Source organism: Mesorhizobium sp. M0276 (genome assembly GCF_040321755.1).
GTDB lineage: Bacteria > Pseudomonadota > Alphaproteobacteria > Rhizobiales > Rhizobiaceae > Mesorhizobium.
On record NZ_JAMYSC010000002.1, the window covers coordinates 47,201 to 65,783 of the forward strand.

At 59.0% G+C, this 18,583-nt stretch carries 14 protein-coding genes and 3 pseudogenes; 10 read left to right on the top strand and 7 right to left on the bottom strand.

Translation table 11 applies throughout. The features are described 5' to 3' along the window. Window positions 1-448 precede the first annotated feature (448 nt). Window positions 449-1,729: an NAD(P)/FAD-dependent oxidoreductase gene (locus tag NKJ01_RS01860; RefSeq protein WP_352725556.1), complete on the bottom strand. Its 1,281-nt coding sequence runs from the start codon at window positions 1,727-1,729 to the stop codon at window positions 449-451. Between the two features lie 330 nt (window positions 1,730-2,059). Continuing rightward, window positions 2,060-2,422 (bottom strand): cupin domain-containing protein, encoded by a 363-nt coding sequence (locus tag NKJ01_RS01865; protein WP_352725558.1) that lies wholly within the window; start codon window positions 2,420-2,422, stop codon window positions 2,060-2,062. Between the two features lie 284 nt (window positions 2,423-2,706). Here NKJ01_RS01865 and NKJ01_RS36360 point away from each other — a divergent pair. Beyond that, window positions 2,707-2,887: pseudogene (locus tag NKJ01_RS36360) on the top strand (IS66 family transposase); the annotation flags it as partial. A gap of 94 nt (window positions 2,888-2,981) precedes the next feature. On the opposite strand, the gene tnpA reads toward NKJ01_RS36360, so the two are convergent. From tnpA to ocd, 4 genes and pseudogenes are all read right to left on the bottom strand, one after another. Next, window positions 2,982-3,410: an IS200/IS605 family transposase gene (gene tnpA, locus NKJ01_RS01870; RefSeq protein WP_352725560.1), complete on the bottom strand. Its 429-nt coding sequence runs from the start codon at window positions 3,408-3,410 to the stop codon at window positions 2,982-2,984. Between the two features lie 76 nt (window positions 3,411-3,486). Beyond that, window positions 3,487-3,693 (bottom strand): annotated as a pseudogene (locus NKJ01_RS01875) (DUF6429 family protein); the annotation flags it as partial. A gap of 170 nt (window positions 3,694-3,863) precedes the next feature. Further along, window positions 3,864-5,096, bottom strand: coding sequence for an amidohydrolase (locus NKJ01_RS01880; protein WP_352725562.1), 1,233 nt, complete (start codon window positions 5,094-5,096; stop codon window positions 3,864-3,866). After that, window positions 5,096-6,163 carry an ornithine cyclodeaminase gene (gene ocd, locus NKJ01_RS01885; protein ID WP_352725564.1) on the bottom strand — a complete coding sequence of 356 codons (1,068 nt, stop codon included), beginning with the start codon at window positions 6,161-6,163 and terminating at the stop codon, window positions 5,096-5,098. Before ocd ends, NKJ01_RS01880 begins: the two co-directional genes overlap by 1 nt. A 172-nt stretch (window positions 6,164-6,335) precedes the next feature. Between ocd and NKJ01_RS01890 the strand changes: the two genes are divergently transcribed. The 5 genes from NKJ01_RS01890 (at window position 6,336) to NKJ01_RS01910 (ending at window position 13,030) form a co-directional block, all read left to right on the top strand. Beyond that, window positions 6,336-7,013, top strand: a complete 678-nt coding sequence (locus NKJ01_RS01890; protein WP_352725566.1) for a GntR family transcriptional regulator — start codon at window positions 6,336-6,338, stop codon at window positions 7,011-7,013. Between the two features lie 991 nt (window positions 7,014-8,004). After that, a complete protein-coding gene (locus NKJ01_RS01895; protein WP_352725568.1) occupies window positions 8,005-9,591 on the top strand; it encodes an ABC transporter substrate-binding protein in 1,587 nt (528 codons plus the stop codon). Window positions 9,592-9,607: 16 nt separating this feature from the next. Then, a complete protein-coding gene (locus NKJ01_RS01900; protein WP_352725570.1) occupies window positions 9,608-10,567 on the top strand; it encodes an ABC transporter permease in 960 nt (319 codons plus the stop codon). Window positions 10,568-10,575: 8 nt separating this feature from the next. After that, a complete protein-coding gene (locus tag NKJ01_RS01905) occupies window positions 10,576-11,400 on the top strand; it encodes an ABC transporter permease (RefSeq protein ID WP_352725571.1) in 825 nt (274 codons plus the stop codon). Further along, window positions 11,393-13,030 (top strand): ABC transporter ATP-binding protein, encoded by a 1,638-nt coding sequence (locus NKJ01_RS01910; protein WP_352725573.1) that lies wholly within the window; start codon window positions 11,393-11,395, stop codon window positions 13,028-13,030. The genes NKJ01_RS01905 and NKJ01_RS01910 overlap by 8 nt, the downstream gene beginning before the upstream one ends. A gap of 196 nt (window positions 13,031-13,226) precedes the next feature. Here NKJ01_RS01910 and NKJ01_RS01915 read toward each other — a convergent pair whose 3' ends face one another. Then, entirely contained in the window at window positions 13,227-14,186 is a 960-nt protein-coding gene (locus tag NKJ01_RS01915) for a LysR family transcriptional regulator (protein WP_352725575.1), read from the bottom strand. 108 nt (window positions 14,187-14,294) lie between these two features. On the opposite strand from NKJ01_RS01915, the gene NKJ01_RS01920 reads away from it, so the two are divergent. The 4 genes and pseudogenes from NKJ01_RS01920 to NKJ01_RS01935 all read left to right on the top strand — a co-directional run bounded on the left by NKJ01_RS01920 (window position 14,295) and on the right by NKJ01_RS01935 (window position 18,579). Continuing rightward, on the top strand, window positions 14,295-14,654 hold the full coding sequence (locus tag NKJ01_RS01920) for a cupin domain-containing protein (protein ID WP_352725577.1): 360 nt from the start codon (window positions 14,295-14,297) through the stop codon (window positions 14,652-14,654). A gap of 5 nt (window positions 14,655-14,659) precedes the next feature. Further along, window positions 14,660-16,312: pseudogene (locus NKJ01_RS01925) on the top strand (choline dehydrogenase); the annotation flags it as partial. A 101-nt stretch (window positions 16,313-16,413) separates the two neighbouring features. Further along, window positions 16,414-17,445 (top strand): histone deacetylase family protein, encoded by a 1,032-nt coding sequence (locus NKJ01_RS01930; protein WP_352725581.1) that lies wholly within the window; start codon window positions 16,414-16,416, stop codon window positions 17,443-17,445. A gap of 15 nt (window positions 17,446-17,460) precedes the next feature. After that, on the top strand, window positions 17,461-18,579 hold the full coding sequence (locus tag NKJ01_RS01935) for an ABC transporter substrate-binding protein (protein ID WP_352725583.1): 1,119 nt from the start codon (window positions 17,461-17,463) through the stop codon (window positions 18,577-18,579). Window positions 18,580-18,583 lie beyond the last annotated feature (4 nt).

Sequence of the window (18,583 nt, forward strand, 5' to 3'; positions counted from 1 at the left end):
GTCGGTTGGCGATCAGTCCACCGAAAATCAATCGCCTCCGCCTTCCGGCAGGATTCGACACGATCATGCCAGCCCAGGACGGAAGTCCGAAGCTCGTGAGCGCATGCGATAAGTGTAAGTGGATCTTGGCGGTCATTCCGCACTTGAACCTGTATGTACTCGTTCTCACTCTAATCCTCCTGTTGTTGACAATGAACCATAACAGTAACATCGCCAATGACATATTGCATATCTGCTTGTTGAGCAGTGCTTGAGGAGCTTGATGCGGATATTGGCTCGCCGGTTGCTGCAACAAGGAGAACTCGTGCTCCGCAGTTCCCGAACAGTGCTGGCAGATCGGGCACGTCGAGCTGGATCCGCGAGATCCGTAGCATGGCTTTGATGAAGCCAGCTAGTAACACTGCCGCCGCGTCCGACGCAGCGTTCGTCGAAATGCTTATCCCGCGGATTAAAGTCCGACGCCACTCTTCGCCCCAATCCCAGAGGGCTTTGAAAACCGCTCTGGGCGAAACGGCTGCAGGTCTTGCCCAACAGGATTGCCTTGAAGAAGGTCAGCCATCACGCGGCCAACGACCGGCCCCATTCCGAAGCCGTGACCGGAGAAACCCGCTGCGACATAGAGACCTGAACGTCGAGGGATTTCGCCTATGACTGGCAGTTCATCTGGCATGTAGTCGATGTAGCCAGCCCACCCTCGTTCGTATCTTATCGAGCCTGCGCCAGGATATTCATCGAGAAATGATTTTGCTGCTTTTCTCAGCCCCTTCCAATCGGGCTGCGGGTCCAGCGTGCGATGGGTCGTAAAATTACTAAACTCTCCCATCAAACTGCGAAGCATAGGTTTGCCCAGGCTAAATCTGACATTCTGCCAGTTACGCATTGCCAACGGCAGAAATTTCAACCCATAAGTAAAACTGTCGAGCATGAGGTCGTGAAAGCCGTCCTCAGCCACCGCAATATTCACCCGCCCATCGGGCCGTTGACGATAGGCGCATCTACCGTCGACCACGAGCTCGCGGATTTTGATTGGCAAGATGCTAGTGCGGCCCACTGAACCTCGGATCCATAGCGACGGATGGCCAATGCCAAGCGGCTTCAAAAGCCGACTGGTCCAGGCACCTGCAGTGACGACTATTGCGTTGGCCTTAACTTGACCTTGCTCAGTTACGAGGCCACAAGCGGCGCCATTCTGATCCTCTATTGCAGAAACGCTGCATAATTCAAAGATATGGGCTCCTTTAGCCTTAGCGGCGCATGCGTAAGCGGCGGCGACCTTTTCCGGCTCAGCACAACCGTCCGAAGCTGTGCAGATCGCACCTTTGCACCCACCATCTTCGAAATGCGGCAACAACTCGCGTACTTCGTTCGGCGTGATAATCTTTGTATCCAGGCCGAATTCACGGCCGATCGGTATCCACTTGGAGTAACCCGCAAGTAAGTTCTCATTGTAAGCTATTGAGAGCTGGCCTTGCTGGCGCCAATCAATATCTTGACCGAACTCCCTTTCGAGGCCCGCCCAGATTCGAACCGACTCCATCATCAGAGGTATTTCGGCGGGATGGCGTAGTTGTTGCCGAACTGCCCCCCAATTCCGGCTAGACTGTTCGCCCCCTATGCGCCCCTTCTCAAACAAACCGACACTCACGCCAGCTTTCGACAGATAGTACGCGGTGGCGGCACCCATTATGCCGCCACCGACGATCGCCACATCGAAAGAAAGATTGCTCATGTTGGGGCGCCTTTCGCCATGCATTGCGCTACCGGCGACAACTTCGAAGCCGATGCTTATATATTTCGCTTATAGATTTGCTGAACCGATCCGACTTCTGCATAGGTCACCGAAAGGCAGCGGACCGCGCGGATACATTTGCATTCTGAGCAGAAGGCGCAGGTTCCGTCTTCAATTGTCTAGATCTACCGGAGTGTGACTATTAGTCACTACGGTTCACACGAGTATATATATTACCATAACATCAACACGCACAAAAAATATAGTATCTTTAGAATGGAGATCGCATTTTGTTATCGCGTTTGTAGTTGAACGGCAGTTGCCGCACACTTAGGTGGTAACCACCACATAATATTTCACCATGGGCTCCTCTTGCTTCCAGCGACCCTTAAATCCTTTCGGCAGGAGAAAAGCGTCGCCCTTGCGAAAGGTTTCGCTGAAAGTTTCGCCCTCCAGTGTGACAGATCCATCGACCACGTACATGAACTCGTCCACAGGATAGTCGTCATAGAACTCGGTGTACGGGCTGGAGCGCCAGATGCCGGCAATAAGGCCGCTCCCGGCCCGCTGATGATAAACGTGGTCAAGCCCCTTCGGGTTTCCATCGATCAGTTCCGCCGTCTTTAGTGGCGAGTCCTCAACCTGCATCCACCCATGAGGGCCAGAGGGAGAAAATCGGACCGGCTTGCTCATCGCTTTTCGTCTCCTAGCGTTTTTACGACTGTACACCCGAGCTTTAGATAAGCGGGGAACCAATTGTAAAGTGAATAGCATTCCTGCACGGTAACCTTAAGTTACCGAAGAGTAGAGGGAGGCTGTTTAACGGAATTTCAAAAGACACGCGCGCAAGGCGCAACAGAAATGCACGAAGATCTCGCCGACGATCTATGTCCCCCAGGCAGAGCCGACGATCGGGTACCTCCGGCGCGATGTCGACTTCTCCGATTTGTATACCGATCCGGTCCGCGAGGAGATGAAGAAGCTGCATGACGAACAACGCGGCGGAACGAGCCTTGCGCCGCAACTGGACATCCGCACGTTCGCATGACTTGCCGATACCCTTGCCCGGATAGCCGAACTTCCTGTCTCGCGCCTGCATGAACTTCAGCCGTGGGAGTGGAGAGCGCACAAAGGCGAGCTATTGCGGCGGCAACATAAACAACGCCGTGAATACTCCACCGCCTAAAGGCGGTGGCTTCAAGTTACGGCTTAAAGCCGGATCGGTCCGCCGTCCGGCGGACAGGGCGCGAACTCATGTCACGTTGAAGTTGTCGTCGGGCTCGGGCGGCTCCTGGTTCATGATGTATTCGGCCCACATCTCGTCGGTCACATTCCCGCTGCTCACCACCCAATAGCCTCTCGCCCATAGGTGCTGGCCCCAGTAGCGATTGCGCAGTATTGCGAACTCGCTCAGCAGCTTGTGCGAGCTGCGCCCCTTCAGATGCTGTACCGCGCGCGACACCGACAGCCGCGGCGGGATCGACACCAGCATATGCACATGGTCGCGGTTGATCGAGCCGGCATGCACAACCATCTCGTGCGCGCGCGCCGTCTCGCGCAGCAACTCCCGGCACCGGTTTCCAACGTCGCCGCCAAGCACCGCGTAACGGTACTTCGTCACCCAAACCAGGTGATACTTGCAGTCCCAAACCGTGTGGCTGCCACGCTTGTACGCTTCCATCCAGCCAGTCTACACGGCAAGCGCCGCGATCCCAGCCGCCTAAAGGCGTGGGGTTTCCTGATCCCCTATCGGGGACTCTAAACAGATCCTCCGACCGCCGCAGACCTTCGTCCGTCGGGATCAACGACTTCGACCTGTTCACCGGGTCGCCGATCAAGCTTTTCCTGCGCAAGCGATCCGTAGTCGACCAGTCTCCACCTTTCCAGGCGCAGCGTTCGTTATGAAGCGTCAGCCACAACAGCGCCAGGACCGTATCGTCGACCTTGTCTTCGTCGACATCCATATAGCGATGTTACTAGACGCGGTCGCTAAAAGCCTGCGGCCTACGTCAGATGCGTCCGGACTAAACGGATATTAGACATCTGCCCGTCTCAGTGGACGGCCTCCGCCCCCGTCCCATCCCCTGCTGGGGCTGCAACAGAGGAATTTGACGCCATCATCCGGCTGGCCTTGCTATTCCATCTCCTGAGACATCCTCGGCGCGGCATCGGCTCTATATTGTATTCCCCAGTCTAATGTTTCGACCGTCTGGAGGATCGCCGCATAGATTTGAGAACCTACTGGTATGAGGTCGTCCGGAAAGTCAAAATCCGGATTGTGCAGGGCAGGAAGGGTCTCACCCGAGCCGAGCAACATCAGCGCCATCTTCGCACCGCGACCGAAATATCCGAAATCCTCCGAACCGCGAAATGGTAGCGCTCCCGGCCCGTGAACCACCCCGATGCGGTCGAGCGCGTCGCGAACGATCGAAGCGGCATCGGGGTCGTTCTGACAGGTCACGAAGACATCGGTGTAGCCGATCTCAAGCTTGAGCCCGTTCTCCTGCGTGACCGTTCGCGCGAGCGCCTCAACCTTGTCTATCAGCGCTGCTATGCCATCGTCAGTGAGCGAGCGAAGGGTGGCAAAGAGGTTCGCCTCGCCGGGAGCGACGCCGAAGGCGGGCGCTCCCATATCCACATGGGTAACTGTGATGAGCGTGAAGTCGGGATCGCTCGTCGATGTGCCGACGGGGCTACTCATTGCCGAAAGCTCCGGCATCAAACGCGCGATCGCCGCCATCGGCGACACTCCCGTCTCTGGCTGAGAGGCATGTGCGGTTCTGCCAACCAGCTTCAGCATGATCCCACTCGAGGCACAGCAGACGGGACCGTCGACGATCTGGACTTGGCCGAACGGGACACCTGGCATGTTATGGATCGCAAATGCGAAATCCGGCTTCAGCTCGGCGAAGGCCGCGTCCTCGACCACCTTGCGCGCGCCGGAACCGTCTTCCTCGGAGGGCTGGAACATGAGGATAGCCGCGCCTTTTTCCGGACGCTTCCTGCCGAGTAGGCGCGCGATCGCGGCAACCATCGCCATATGCCCGTCATGGCCGCACTGGTGGCCCTTGCCTGGCACGTTCGAGCGGTAGGGAATATCGGCAAGGTCCTGAATCGGCAGGCCGTCAAGTTCGCAGCGCAAAAGCACTCGCCGGCCGGGCTTGCCGCTGTCGTAAATTGCGGCAACGCCGTGGCCGCCGATCTTCCCCACTATCCTGTCCGGGCGGGCCTCACGAAGCATCGCGACGACGGTCGCGGCGGTTCGCTCCTCCTCGCCGGACAGTTCCGGATGGCGGTGAAGATTGCGGCGCCATTCGGTCAACTCAGCAATGTCCGTATTGGTCAGGCTAGGGAAACCAATCTTCATCAGAGTTCCCCCACTGCCTTGCCGTAGCGTTCTATCATACCGAAAAGGTCGCGTGGATCGTCCGGATCGGCGAGCATGTCCAACATTTCCTGGCCCTGGTGCTCCTTCAGCACGGTGTTCACATAGCGCAGGGCGCTGAAATCCTCAGTAGCAAATCCGACTGAGTCGAACAGGGTGATCTGATTGTCGCTGGTCCGGCCTGCGGCCTCGCCTATCATGACCTGCCAGATTTCCGTCACCGGATGGTCTGAGGGAAGTTGCTGAATTTCGCCCTCAATCCGGGTTTGCGGGGAGTATTCTACGAAAATATCTGAACGCAGAAGGATGTCGCGGTGCAGCTCTGTCTTGCCGGGGCAGTCGCCGCCGATTGCATTGATGTGAACGCCGGGGCCGACCATGTTGTCGGTCAGGATGGTCGCGAACTGCTTGTCGGCGGTGCAGGTAGTGATGATCTGCGCGCCCTCCATCGCCTCCTCGCCGGCCTTACAGGTGACGACGTTCAGCCCTTTGCCCTTGAGGTTGCGGACGGTCTTTTCTGTGGCCCGCGCGTCGACGTCGTAGAGATGGACGGTGTCGATGCCGCAGAGCGCCTTGAAGGCGAGACACTGGAATTCCGACTGCGCGCCATTGCCGATCATCGCCATTGCCCTCGCGCCCTTGGGCGCGAGGTACTTGGCGACGATGGCCGACGTCGCCGCGGTCCGCAGGGCGGTCAGGATTGTCATTTCCGTGAGGAGCACCGGGTAGCCGGTTTCGACATCCGAGAGCACGCCGAAAGCCGTCACAGTCTGCCGGCTCGAGCGCACGTTCTTGGGATGACCGTTGACATATTTGAAACCATAGCTGCGGCCGTCAGAGGTCGGCATCAGCTCGATGACGCCGTCTGGTGAATGCGCGGCAATTCGCGGCATCTTGTCGAACTGCGGCCACCGAAGGAAATCCTGTTCAATATATCTGGCAAGTTCGACTAGCGTGCGTTCGATACCCCGTTCGACGACGATGCGCATCATGTTCTCGACGCTAACGAAGGGCACAAGGCTCATCGGGCCGGGTTTGGGAAGCGACATGGCAATTCTCCTCTCAGCGCACCGGGCTCGGTTGCAGGCCGTTGGCATGATCCAAAAGTAGCAACAATTTAATTAATGTAAACTGTTAACATTTGACAGGATGTCGTAAAATCGTAACCCTGCGCCCCAGCGCCGGGAACCCGGCCTGAAACCGCTTTCCGCGAGAGTGCAGATGTATAAGGACGTCATCCAGCTGAAGTCTCCCAACCTCTCCGAGATGGTGCGCGACGAACTGATCAGGCTCATAACCCAAGGTGTCCTCAAGCCAGGCACCCGACTCAACGAGGTGCATTTGGCCGCGAAACTCGGGATCAGCCGCGGACCAGTGCGCGAAGCCGCACGCGAGCTGGAAGGGCTGGGTCTGACCACCAGCCGCCCCCGGCAGGGCTTCTACGTAGCCGACTTCACCGATGCCGAGATCGTCGAACTTTACGAGGTTAGCCCTTGGATCCATCAGGCATTGGTCTATGATTTCATGACCTATTCCAATGCTGAAACTTGCCGCGCGATCTTACGGGACGTGGACCGTATTCAGACTGGCAGCATTCCCGCGTTTTCGGAAACGCTTCTGCAATTCCGTCAGCGGATGCTTGACCATGTCCACAACCGCTATCTTGCCGAACACGCACTGTCGCTCTTTCGCCGTTTCTACATTGTCGCTGCGCTTGTTCGGGCGGAAGATGGCGCAAGACGCATGAAGCGGATCATCGAGACACAATATTTCTTCTGGGCGGCATTAGCGGAACACGATCAAATAAAGGCAATTGAAATTATGCAGGCCGACAGTCGGTACTGGCTGCAAGACATACCGCCGCGCTTTTCCCATGCGCAAGACCCGCAGAAGGGTTGAGAGTTGCCAGCGTGCATCCGACCCGGAGGGGCAGCCCGAGAACCGGCCTCGACAAGAATTGAAGGAATCAAATAGATGCAAACAGACAACCTGTCCGCGATAGCTTGATCATCATCGGCTTTGCGATGTTAGCCATGTTTTCAATGCGATTAACCTCATTTTCCTGCCCAAGGCTTTTGCACCGGTGATCTATGGGAACGACCCGCGTGGCTGAGTATCACTGGATCTGCTCCTGGCCTCTAGCTGACCGAATTTCCCGCGATATGTTCGGCACTCCTGGGAGCACAATGATCCGAAGCGTTAGACCGACGTGGGAGCGCTGGCATCGTCTGTTGCTGCCATTGCAGCTGGAGCGGCGCGCTGGCAGCACAGAAAACTTCACCAGAAATTACACCCACTCATCATACACCGAGGCAATGAAATAAAGGCCGGTTCAAATGATACGGCGTCAGGTGCGGCGCGCCAGGTCTCTCCCAGATCGCCGCGCTGTAGTCAGGTGAGACTGGAAAGCGATCGGTGCCCACGCTGTGGCGTTTTCGGACGACTTTTCATAGCCGTCGGCGAGACGGCGGCACATTCGAGCCATGTCCCATCCATGGACGAGCGCCGAATCTCGCCGGCGGTCAATCAGCGCTCAGAAACAGCTCGTTGACGGGAACGGTAACTTCAGGTTACCACGGGGGAATACTTTTCACTTTGCAATTCGACCCCGCATGTTAGGCTTAGTGTAGTGTGCAGTAGCTTTTGAGGCTCTCGTTGAGACTCCGACGTATGAACATCCCAAAATCTGGCAGCCGCCGCAGGGTTATGCAAAACATCGTTGGCAATCGAGATAAAATTCATTAGCACCCCGCCTTCAGCGGGATTTAGAACACAACCAATTAAGAAGTATTTCTTTGTTTCCAATCTTCGTGAAAGCGAGGGTTGATCTTAAAGGATTGTCTAGCGCTTCAGAGAAAGCCAGACCGGTTCAGAAAAAGGGGAACTAACCATGAATGACGAATTAAACGCTTTGAGCAAATACGTTGCGGCGGGTAGGTTAAGCCGGCGCGATTTTCTGGGCCGCGCGGCAGCCCTCGGCGTCGGTGCTGCGGTTGCCAATGGCCTAATCGCCACTGCTGTCCGCGCTGAAGGGCCGGTTAAGGGCGGGACGCTCAAGGCCGGCATGCAGGGCGGCACCTCGACCGATAGCCTCGATCCCGCGACTTGGGAGAGCCAGGTGCCAATTATGCTGGGTTATCAGATCGGCGACGGCTTGGTGAGCTTTTCGCCAACCGGCGAAATCGTGCCGCACGTTGCCGAGGAGATCGGCTCTTCGGCGGATGCCAAGACCTGGACGTTCAAGATCCGAAAGGGCGTGACCTTCCACAACGGCAAGAATGTGACGCCGGAGGATGTGGTGGCGACGCTGGAGCGTCATTCGGACGAGAAGTCGAAATCCGGCGCGTTGGGATTAATGACCGAGATCGAAAGGATCAAGGCCGACGGCGGCAATGTGGTTATCAGTCTCAAGGAGGCTAATGCCGACTTTCCCTACCTTATGGGGGATTACCATCTGATGATTCAGCCGAACGGGGGCAAGGACAATCCCAACGAAGGCATTTCCTGCGGCCCTTACAAAGTCGTTTCGAACGAGCCGGGCGTTCGCCATGTGCTCGAGAAATACGACGGCTATTGGAATTCCGATATCGGCCATGCATCGACGGTCGAAATCATCGTCATCAATGATGCGACCGCCCGCATGTCGGCGTTGCAGAGCGGTCAAGTCAATATGATCAACCGCGTAGAGCCCAAGATCGTAGGCCTAATCAAGCGCGTTTCTGGCGTAACAGTCCGTAACGTATCGGGTCGCGGCTTCTATCCATTCAACATGTTCTGCAACACTGCGCCCTTCGACAGCAACGATCTTCGCCTGGCGCTGAAATATGCAATGAACCGAGAAGAAATGGTTGACCGGATCCTGATGGGCTACGGTTCGATTGGCAACGACATTCCAATCAACAAGGCCTATCCGCTTTCCCCCGACGATCTCGAACAGCGCCCCTTCGATCCCGATAAGGCGGCCTTCCACTACAAGAAGTCCGGCCTTTCCGGTACAATACTGCTTCGGACCTCCGACGTGGCTTTCCCCGGTGCCGTTGATGCAGCCCAGCTCTATCAGCAGTCCTGCGCCCAAGCCGGCATTACTCTCGATGTCAAGCGCGAGCCAGGCGACGGCTACTGGGCCGAAGTCTGGAACAAGCAGCCCTTCTCGACCTCTTACTGGGGCGGCCGGCCAACGCAGGACCAGATGTACTCCGCAGCTTACTATTCCAAGGCTGAGTGGAATGACACGCGCTTCTTCAACGAGAAGTTTGACCAGCTGCTACTGGCCGCGCGCTCCGAGCTCGACAGCGGCAAGCGCAAGGGCATGTATCGCGATATGGCGACGATCCTGCAGAACGAAGGCGGCCTGATTGCGCCGATGTTCAACGACTATATCGACGCGACCGGCCCCGGCGTCGAAGGCTGGGTTGAAGACCCGAACTATGAGATGTCGGGCGGCTATGCCCTGCAGCGTTGCTGGCTTGCGGCGTGAAGCATACGGACCGGACATGTCGTCGCCCATTATGAAACTCATTGCCCAGCGCGTCGCGCTGGGTATCATTCTCTTGTTCGCCGTGTCGGTTCTGATCTTTGCTGGGACGCAGATCTTGCCCGGCGATGTCGCGCAATCCATCCTCGGGCAATCGGCAACACCGGTAGCACTCGCAAACCTGCGCGAGGAGATGGGGCTGAACGACCCGGCCTACATCAGATATTTTCGCTGGCTCTTCGGAATCCTGCAGGGCGACCTAGGCACTGCTCTCACCAGTGGGCTCGATATCGCCACTTCCATCAAGGAACGGCTGTGGAACACGCTGTTCCTGGCCTTCTGGGCAGCGATTATATCCGTCCCGCTCGCGATTGTCTTCGGACTGACGGCAGTACGGTATCGCGACGGCCTCATCGATAAACTGATCACCGGCGTGGCACTCGCCTCCACATCGGTGCCGGAATTCTTCATCGGCTATCTGTTGGTGTATTTCTTGGCCGTGAAGTTCCAGATCTTCCCTGGCATGTCGATGGTGTATGAGGCCATGCCCTTTCTCGATAAAATGAAGGCAATCGCGCTGCCCTGCACGACGCTCACGCTGGGCATCCTCGCCCATATGATGCGGATGACGCGGGCGGCGATCCTCAACGTCATGCAGTCCGCCTATATTGAGACGGCCGAACTGAAGGGACTCGCCGCCTTCGAGATCATCCGCAGGCACGCTTTCCCCAATGCCATCGCCCCGATCGTCAATGTCGTGATCCTGAACCTCGCCTATCTCGTGGTCGGCGTGGTGGTGATCGAGGTGATCTTCGTCTATCCCGGCATGGGCCAGTATCTGGTCGACCATGTCGCCAAGCGCGACGTGCCGGTCGTGCAGGCCGTTGGGCTGATCTTCGCCGCCGTTTATATCTCGCTCAATGTCGTGGCCGACGTGGCGTCCATTCTCGCCAATCCGCGCCTCAGGCATCCGAGGTAAGGAGCACCATGCCAAGACGTATTCCCATCGGCGCGCTGATCGGCCTTGTTGTCACCGCCCTCTTCTTCCTCGCGGCGATCTTTGCACAGTGGATCGCCCCCTACGGCCTCGGCGACATCGCCGGCGGCGTCTGGGAGCCGATATCGGCGAAATTTCTCTTCGGCACCGACAATCTTGGCCGCGACCTGCTCTCGCGCATGATCTATGGCGCCCAGACGACGATCCTGATCGCGGTGCTGGCGACACTGCTTTCCTTCTCGATGGGCGCAATCCTGGGCTTCACCGCCGCGGTGGCCGGCGGTTGGTTCGATATGTTGATGTCCCGTTTCGTCGACCTGCTGATGGCGATCCCGACGCTGATCTTCGGTCTCGTGGTGCTCACGGTCCTGCCTTCGACGACTGTCACGCTGATCCTCGTCATGGGCATTCTCGATGCGACCCGCGTCTACCGCCTTTCACGCGCGGTCGCATCGGACTTGAACGTCATGGATTTCGTCGAGGCCGCCAAACTGCGCGGCGAAGGCAAGTGGTGGGTGATCTTCGCCGAGATTCTGCCGAATGCGCTTTCGCCGTTGGTCTCGGAATTCGGCCTGCGCTTCATCTATGCTGTGCTCTTCCTCTCCGCGCTCTCCTTCCTTGGGCTCGGCGTGCAGCCGCCGGCGGCCGACTGGGGCGGCATGGTGAAGGAAAACAAGGACGGCATCGTCTTCGGCATCCCGGCGGCGCTCATTCCCGCCGCAGCGATCGCGGCGCTGGCCATCTCCGTCAATCTCGTCGCCGACTGGATCCTCAATCGGACCACTGACCTCAAGGGAGGGCGCGGCAATGGCTGATGTGCTGCTCGACATCCGCAATCTCCGGATCGAGGCGACGACCTATCCCCCCGGGGAAAAACCGCGGACGATCACGATTGTCGATGGCGTATCGCTGACGCTCGAGAAGGGCAAGGTGCTGGGCCTGATCGGTGAATCCGGCGCCGGCAAATCCACCATCGGGCTCTCGCCGATGGGGTATGGCCGCGGCGGCGTGCGCATCACCGGCGGCGAGGTCATCCTCAACGGCCGCGACATCCTTAAGCAGGGTAAGAACGGCATCCGCAGACTGCGCGGCGGTGAAGTATGCTATGTCGCGCAATCCGCGGCGGCGGCCTTCAATCCCGCCCAGCGACTGATGGACCAGGTGGTGGAAAGCTCGCTCAAGCACGGCTTAGCCAAACGCGCCGAGGCCGAACGCCGGGCGGTGGCACTGTTCCGCAAACTCAGCCTTCCCGACCCGGAAAATATCGGCAGGCGGTATCCGCACCAGGTCTCCGGCGGACAATTGCAACGCGTGATGACGGCCATGGCGCTCTGCCCCGAGCCGGATCTGATCATCTTCGACGAGCCGACCACTGCACTCGACGTGACGACGCAGATCGACGTGCTGGCGGCGATCAAGGAGGCGATCCACGCCACAGGTGTTGCCGCGCTCTATATAACCCATGACCTTGCAGTCGTAGCGCAGGTGGCCGACGAGATCATGGTGCTGCGCCATGGCAAGATGGTAGAGACGGGCACCACCCATCAGATCATCAAGGACCCAAAGCAGGCCTATACTCAGGCCTTGGTCTCCGTGCACCATATCGAGCACGAAGAGAAGCAGCCGACGCCGAAACCGATCCTATCGGTGAAGAACGTCACGGCCGCCTACGGCCGGGGCGTAATCAAGGTGCTGAAGAACGTCTCGGTCGATATCCATCCCGGCCAAACGCTGGCTGTGGTCGGCGAATCCGGCTCCGGAAAATCGACGCTGGCGCGGGCGATCACCGGCTTGTTGCCACCGCAGCAGGGTGAAATCACCTTCGAGGGCCGCAAGCTTGCCAACCGACTCGGCGGCCGCACCAAGGAAGACCTCCGCCAGCTTCAGATGATCTACCAGATGGCCGATGTGGCGATGAACCCGCGCCATACCGTCGGCACCATCATCGGCCGGCCGCTGACCTCCTATTTCGGCCTCAAGGGCGCCGAGCGCGACCGACGGGTCAAGGAGCTGCTCGAGGAAATCGAGATGGGCAAGGGCTTCATCGACCGCTATCCGGCCGAATTGTCAGGAGGCCAGAAGCAGCGCGTCTGCATCGCCCGTGCGCTAGCGGCCAAGCCCAAGCTCATCATCTGCGATGAGGTAACTTCGGCACTCGACCCGCTGGTGGCCAACGGCATCCTGAAACTGTTGCTTAATCTCCAGCAGATCGAGCAGGTGGCTTACCTCTTCATCACCCACGATCTTGCGACGGTGAAGTCGATCGCCGATTCCATCGCCGTCATGTATCGCGGCGAGGTCGTGCGCTATGGGGCGAAGAGCCAGGTGCTGACGCCGCCATTCGACGACTATACCGATCTCCTGCTGTCGTCCGTGCCGGAGATGGAACTCGGCTGGCTGGAGAAGGCGATCACCGGGCGGAAAATGGCGAGTGCGGGGAACTGAATTTCGAACCTACGCGCGCGATATCGGTCACTACGTTGTCTTATAGGCCCTGTTCTCATCCGCACGGGCACTTTTCCGTCGCCTGCGCCAAGCCGAGCCCGGCCTCCGAGCCAGGCTCTTTTTCCAACTTGGAAAAGAAAAGGAGCCTCTTTCGGGCCGTCAATGAAGGCCTGCTCCCCTGCTCGTCTCGCAACGCCTAACAAGTTGCTGATCGCTCTAACACCCGGATGCCCTTGTCCGCCAAGACCTGAAGCACGCTGGCCTGGTAGGCCTTTATCGAGCCGCGCAGCCAAGCCTCGAACTTGCGGCTTGCCGGTGTCGCCTGGCGACCTTGAGGCTTGAACAGGGTATAGCGCTGTGCGCTGACGAGGCCGATCCTGTAGGGAACGACGAATTCGCCTGCGCAGATTGCCGGCAAAGCCAGGAAACTGTCGCCGATGGTTAGCCCCCCGCCGGATGCAGCCACGGAGAGGCATAGCGTAGTCTCATTGAAAACCGTTTGCTGGCGGCGCGGGCCGCTGGGATCGATACCTGTCAGGGCGCACCACTCCTCCCAGATGTCGTAGTTAGCATCAATCAGATACGGCGCATCACCCGGGTTGCGGCCTTCACCGAGGTAGGAGGCGGCGAAGCTCTCGGTGCAAACCAGCATGTCGATCCAGCGACAGAGTTCAGCTTCTTCAAGCCCGGCAATGACCCTTGCGCCATCCATCTCGTAAAAAATGCGGAAGTCGAAATCCTCGTCCATACGGAAATTGCCGTTTTTCTCGGCCGTGATTTCGACGGAGATGCCCGGATTGGCGACCAGAAAGGCACCGACCTGGCCAGCCAGCCAGCTCGATGCGAAGTCGCGGCAGACCAGAACCCGCAGATGCTGGCCCTGCTTTGCCCTCCGGCTGATGGTGTCGGTGGTCGAATGAATCAACTCAAATGCTTGCCTCAGCGCCAGAAACAATTCGTTCCCGGCCGGCGTAAGGCGGATCGTGTTGCCACTGCGCAAGAGAAGGGCGCATCCGATATCACTTTCGAGCAGTGTTACCTGCTTTGACACCGCTGGCCGGGTAACGTGCAGCTCTTCTGCGGCAGATGAGATGCTTTTCAGGCGGGCAACAGCCTCGAAAGCGCGCAGCGCGGTCAGCGACTGATGTTTCCTCACGACTTTCCCCGTAACTTGAAGTTACTCAAGAGAAGTTCTTGTCACTTGTCAACGAGAAGATCGAACCGCAGGGTGCCGTCAACTTCCCCCCCGATCTGGAGGTTCTCTATGTCTCGGCCGATCCGTTTCTCTTCGACTGGCCGGCTAGGCTGGCAACAACTGCCCGATCATCCCCTTGACCACGCCGAGTTGATCGAGGGCCTGCCGGTTGGCCTGGACCACGCCTACTACGCCCGTCCCGAACGCGGCGTAAAATCCGGCATCTGGCGCTGCGGGCCTTATACTGAGCACTACGACAGCTATACCGCCGACGAGTTCATGGTCATCCTGGAGGGCGAGGTGACGCTTGAAGCGGACGGTTTCTCCGAAACCTATGGTAAAGGCGATTCCTTCCTCGTGCCCAAGGGCTTTCACGGCACCTGGCGGCAACCGGTGCCGATGCTGAAGTTCTACGTTATCGTCGAGTAACAGACATGCGGGACGAGGGCATCTATCATTACATCATCGCTGGTGCAGGGGCCGCCGGTTGCGTCCTGGCGAACCGCCTCAGTGAGGACCCCCGCACACGAATCCTGGTGATCGAGGCCGGCGGCAGCGAAAAGGCGGTCATTGTCGACATGCCAGCGGCCCTTTCGATCCCGATGAACACGACACGCTTCAACTGGGGCATGAAGACGGAGCCGGAGCCGGCGCTAGGCGAACGTGAGCTTAACTTGCCGCGCGGCAAGGGGCTCGGCGGTTCGTCCTCGATCAATGGGATGTGCTGGGTGCGCGGCAATCCCATGGACTACGAGCTGTGGGAGGCGCGCGGTGCCAACGGATGGCGCTGGACGAACGTGCTTCCCTATTTCGAGCGTCTCGAAAACGCCGAGGGCGGCGGCCCTCTGCGCGGAACCGACGGTCCAATGCGGATCAAGCGGGGGCCAGAGACAAACCCGCTCTACCGGGCCTTTGTCGAAGCCGGCAGCGAGGCCGGCTATGCCCGGAGCGACAACATGAACGGCCGCCAGCATGAAGGTTTCGGCCCGATGGAGATGAACGTCGCGGATGGGCGCCGGATGAGCGCGGCACGTGCCTATCTGCGCCCCGCCATTGCGCGCGGCAATGTCCGGGTGATCAAGGGCGGGCTTGTCGACCGAGTGACATTTGACGGCGTTAGGGCGACGGGCGTTGTCTTTTCGGTCGGGGGAACGATTGCCCGGGCTGCCGCCGAGCGGGAGGTAATCCTTTCGGCGGGCTCCATCATGTCGCCCATCATTCTGAAACGCTCGGGCCTTGGGCCTGCGGCCGAACTCGCCGAACATGGCATCCACGTCGTGCATGATGCGCACGACGTGGGCGAGAACCTGATGGACCATCTGGAACTCTACCTGCAGATGGAATGCACCAAGCCCGTCAGCCTGTTTCCGACGCAGAGCCTGTTGGGCAAGGCGAAGATCGGCATCGAGTGGCTGGCGACCAGGCGCGGCCTTGGAGCGACGAACCATTTCGAAAGCGGCGGCCACATACGTAGCCGCGCCGGCATCGTCTATCCCGATATCCAGTTTCACTTTTTGCCGCTTGCCATTTCCTATGACGGACAGACCCTCGTGGAAGGGCATGGGTTCCAGGTACATGTCGGCACCAAGCGGTCGAAGAGCCGCGGCTGGGTCAGGCTGCGAGACGCGCGCCCTCAAAGCCTGCCCTGTGTGCGGTTCAACTACATGTCTCATCCGGATGACTGGATGGAGTTCCGTGCGTGTGTCCGCCTGACGCGCGAAATCTTCGCGCAACCCGCCTTTACTCCCTATCGCGGCCGGGAACTGACCCCCGGCACGGCTGTGCAAAACGACGCGGCGCTGGACGGCTTTGTGAAACAGAATCTTGAAAGCGCCTATCATCCCTGCGGTACGTGCCGGATGGGCAGCGACGAGGCTGCCGTAACATTTCCCGACGGGCGCGTGCGCGGAGTGCATGGCCTTCGGGTGGTCGATGCCTCGCTGATGCCGCAGGCGACGGCCGGCGACTTGCATGCGCCAACCCTGGTACTGGCCGAACGGATATCCGATCTCATTCGTGGCCGACACCTCCCCGAAGCGGAAGCTGCCGAGTTGCTGGCCGATCCCCATTGGGCAACACGCCAACGCAGCCCCGCCATCACCCGCAATTACGCCGCTGACCGCGATCTTCTTGCAGCGGCGCTTCTCGCCAATGCCAAAGGCGAACCCGTGCCGAAGGAGGCCTCCTGATGCGTGTCGTCTATTCCGACGCCCACCGTGGCCACGATGGCGCAAAGGAGATGCGCTACGACCAGATGATCCCGATGTGCGAAAATCCGGGCCGGATGGATGCGATTGTGGCAGCCCTGCGCGCTCAAGGGCATCGTGATTTCGCGGATGCGCGGCCCTTCGAGTTGAACTCGATCCTCCGCGTTCACACGCCGGGATTCGTGGCCTTTCTTGAACAGTGCTGGCCTTTGTGGAAGGCCGAGTTCGGCGCGGGCGGGTTCGCGACGGCATATACGTTCGGAATGCGCGGAATGGAACAGCAGCCGAACGAGAGCGTCCATTCGATGCTGTCCTGCTACACCTTCGATGTGTGCGTTCCTTTCGTAAAAGGGACATGGACCGCTGTCCGCTCAGCAGTCGACGTCACGCTTACGGCGACGCAGGAAATCACGAACGGCGCGACGGCCGCCTTCGCACTCTGCCGACCACCGGGGCATCACGCTTCGTCTGACCTGGCGGGCGGCTACTGTTATGTGAACAATGCCGCCGTCGCCGCGCAAACGTTGCTCGACCAAGGCGCAAATCGCATCGCCATCCTTGATATCGACTACCATCACGGCAACGGCACCCAACGCATTTTTTACGATCGCTCGGATGTCCTTTACGCGTCAGTGCATGCCAAGCCGGAGCAGGAATATCCGTTCCTGATGGGGTATGCACGCGAGACTGGCGCGGGTGGCGGCGAAGGGTTCAACCTCAATCTGCCCCTGCCGCTCGGAACCACCATTGCCGCCTATCGCGAGGCGTTGGCTGCGGCGCTGAGCGAAATCCGTGCGTATGGGCCGGACGTGCTGATCGTCTCGCTCGGCGTCGACACCTTTGTCGATGACCCGGTCGGCGGGTTCCGGCTTGAGACGCCTGACTTCCTGACTGTCGGTGCCGACATTTCAGCGCTGGGCCTGCCGACGCTGTTCGTCATGGAAGGCGGCTACGCCATCGCAGCACTTGGCACCAACACCGCCAACGTCATCACCGGCTTCAACCAAAGATAAAAAAGGGAACATAAAATGAAAATGGGGAATGGAAGACTACAACTTTCGCGCCGACGTTTCCTGCAAGTGGGTGCGCTGACCATGCCTGCGATCATCGGGCCGGCCTCCGTCGCCTCGGCGAAGACCAGTTTTGCCGGTGAAGGCCTGATCGTCGTGCCCTGGTCCGGCGGCTACGAGACGGTTTTCAAGGAAACGGTCATCGAGCCATTCAATGCAGAATATGGAACACGTGTCGAAAGCAATGGCGGGTGGGACCAGATGGTGCCGCAGATTCTTGCCGCACCTGCAGACAACCCACCCTTCGACATCACCATTACCGAAGAATCCGTCACCGGCCAGGGCATCGCGGAAAAACTGTGGCTCAAGAGCGACCGGGTCGCGATCCCCAATCTCGATGCGGTCTATCCCTATTTCGCCGAAACCCGCCCGGGAGCTGAGGACTATGGTGTTCCGTTTTCCGGCGGAACCTGCATGCTCCTGGTCCGCAAGAGCCTTGGCATCGAGCCCACGAGCTGGTCGATTCTCTGGGACGAGAAGCTAGCGAAGAAGATCACTCTTGACGGGTCATCCTGGTGGTGGTCGCTCTCGGTTCCCGCGCTGATGAGCGGAGGCAAGCGGGGCCTTCAGGACATGTTCGCGATGGCGACCGCAGAGCCGTTATTTGCCAAGCTCGACAAACTGCGCGTTGCGCGTTGGTACATGAGCGGCGCGGAAGCGGCTACTGTTCTGAACCAGGACGAGGCGGACGCAGCACTAACCTACTCCTCCGACGCCCTTTCCCTGATGCAGGCCAGCCCGGGCGAGTATCTGATCACCGTTCCCAAAGAAGGCACCTCCGCCTGGACCGACTGGTACATCAAGGTGCGCGGCACGAGACACAGCGATCTGGCCGACCTGTTCCAGAATTATCTTTTGGAGAAGGAGACGCAGAACCGGTTCCTTGCAAAATCGATGGTCTTCATGTCCCGCCGGGACGTTACTGTCCCATTGCACTGGCAGAACTATCCGCAGTCGAACGCGGACTTCCACCGAATGTTCCAGCTGATCACCATGGAGGGATGGAAGAGCATCAACAACGGGTACCAGGCGTTTGACGAGCGGATGAAGCTCACGATCTCGCGTTCGGCGGGTTGAGGGA

Bases quoted from the DNA above. Each gene is read 5' to 3' on its own strand.
- NKJ01_RS01860 (WP_352725556.1), bottom strand. From the start codon at position 1,729: ATGAGCAATCTTTCTTTCGATGTGGCGATCGTCGGTGGCGGCATAATG.
- NKJ01_RS01865 (WP_352725558.1), bottom strand. From the start codon at position 2,422: ATGAGCAAGCCGGTCCGATTTTCTCCCTCTGGCCCTCATGGGTGGATG.
- tnpA (WP_352725560.1), bottom strand. From the start codon at position 3,410: ATGGAAGCGTACAAGCGTGGCAGCCACACGGTTTGGGACTGCAAGTAT.
- NKJ01_RS01880 (WP_352725562.1), bottom strand. From the start codon at position 5,096: ATGAAGATTGGTTTCCCTAGCCTGACCAATACGGACATTGCTGAGTTG.
- ocd (WP_352725564.1), bottom strand. From the start codon at position 6,163: ATGTCGCTTCCCAAACCCGGCCCGATGAGCCTTGTGCCCTTCGTTAGC.
- NKJ01_RS01890 (WP_352725566.1), top strand. From the start codon at position 6,336: ATGTATAAGGACGTCATCCAGCTGAAGTCTCCCAACCTCTCCGAGATG.
- NKJ01_RS01895 (WP_352725568.1), top strand. From the start codon at position 8,005: ATGAATGACGAATTAAACGCTTTGAGCAAATACGTTGCGGCGGGTAGG.
- NKJ01_RS01900 (WP_352725570.1), top strand. From the start codon at position 9,608: ATGTCGTCGCCCATTATGAAACTCATTGCCCAGCGCGTCGCGCTGGGT.
- NKJ01_RS01905 (WP_352725571.1), top strand. From the start codon at position 10,576: ATGCCAAGACGTATTCCCATCGGCGCGCTGATCGGCCTTGTTGTCACC.
- NKJ01_RS01910 (WP_352725573.1), top strand. From the start codon at position 11,393: ATGGCTGATGTGCTGCTCGACATCCGCAATCTCCGGATCGAGGCGACG.
- NKJ01_RS01920 (WP_352725577.1), top strand. From the start codon at position 14,295: ATGTCTCGGCCGATCCGTTTCTCTTCGACTGGCCGGCTAGGCTGGCAA.
- NKJ01_RS01930 (WP_352725581.1), top strand. From the start codon at position 16,414: ATGCGTGTCGTCTATTCCGACGCCCACCGTGGCCACGATGGCGCAAAG.
- NKJ01_RS01935 (WP_352725583.1), top strand. From the start codon at position 17,461: ATGAAAATGGGGAATGGAAGACTACAACTTTCGCGCCGACGTTTCCTG.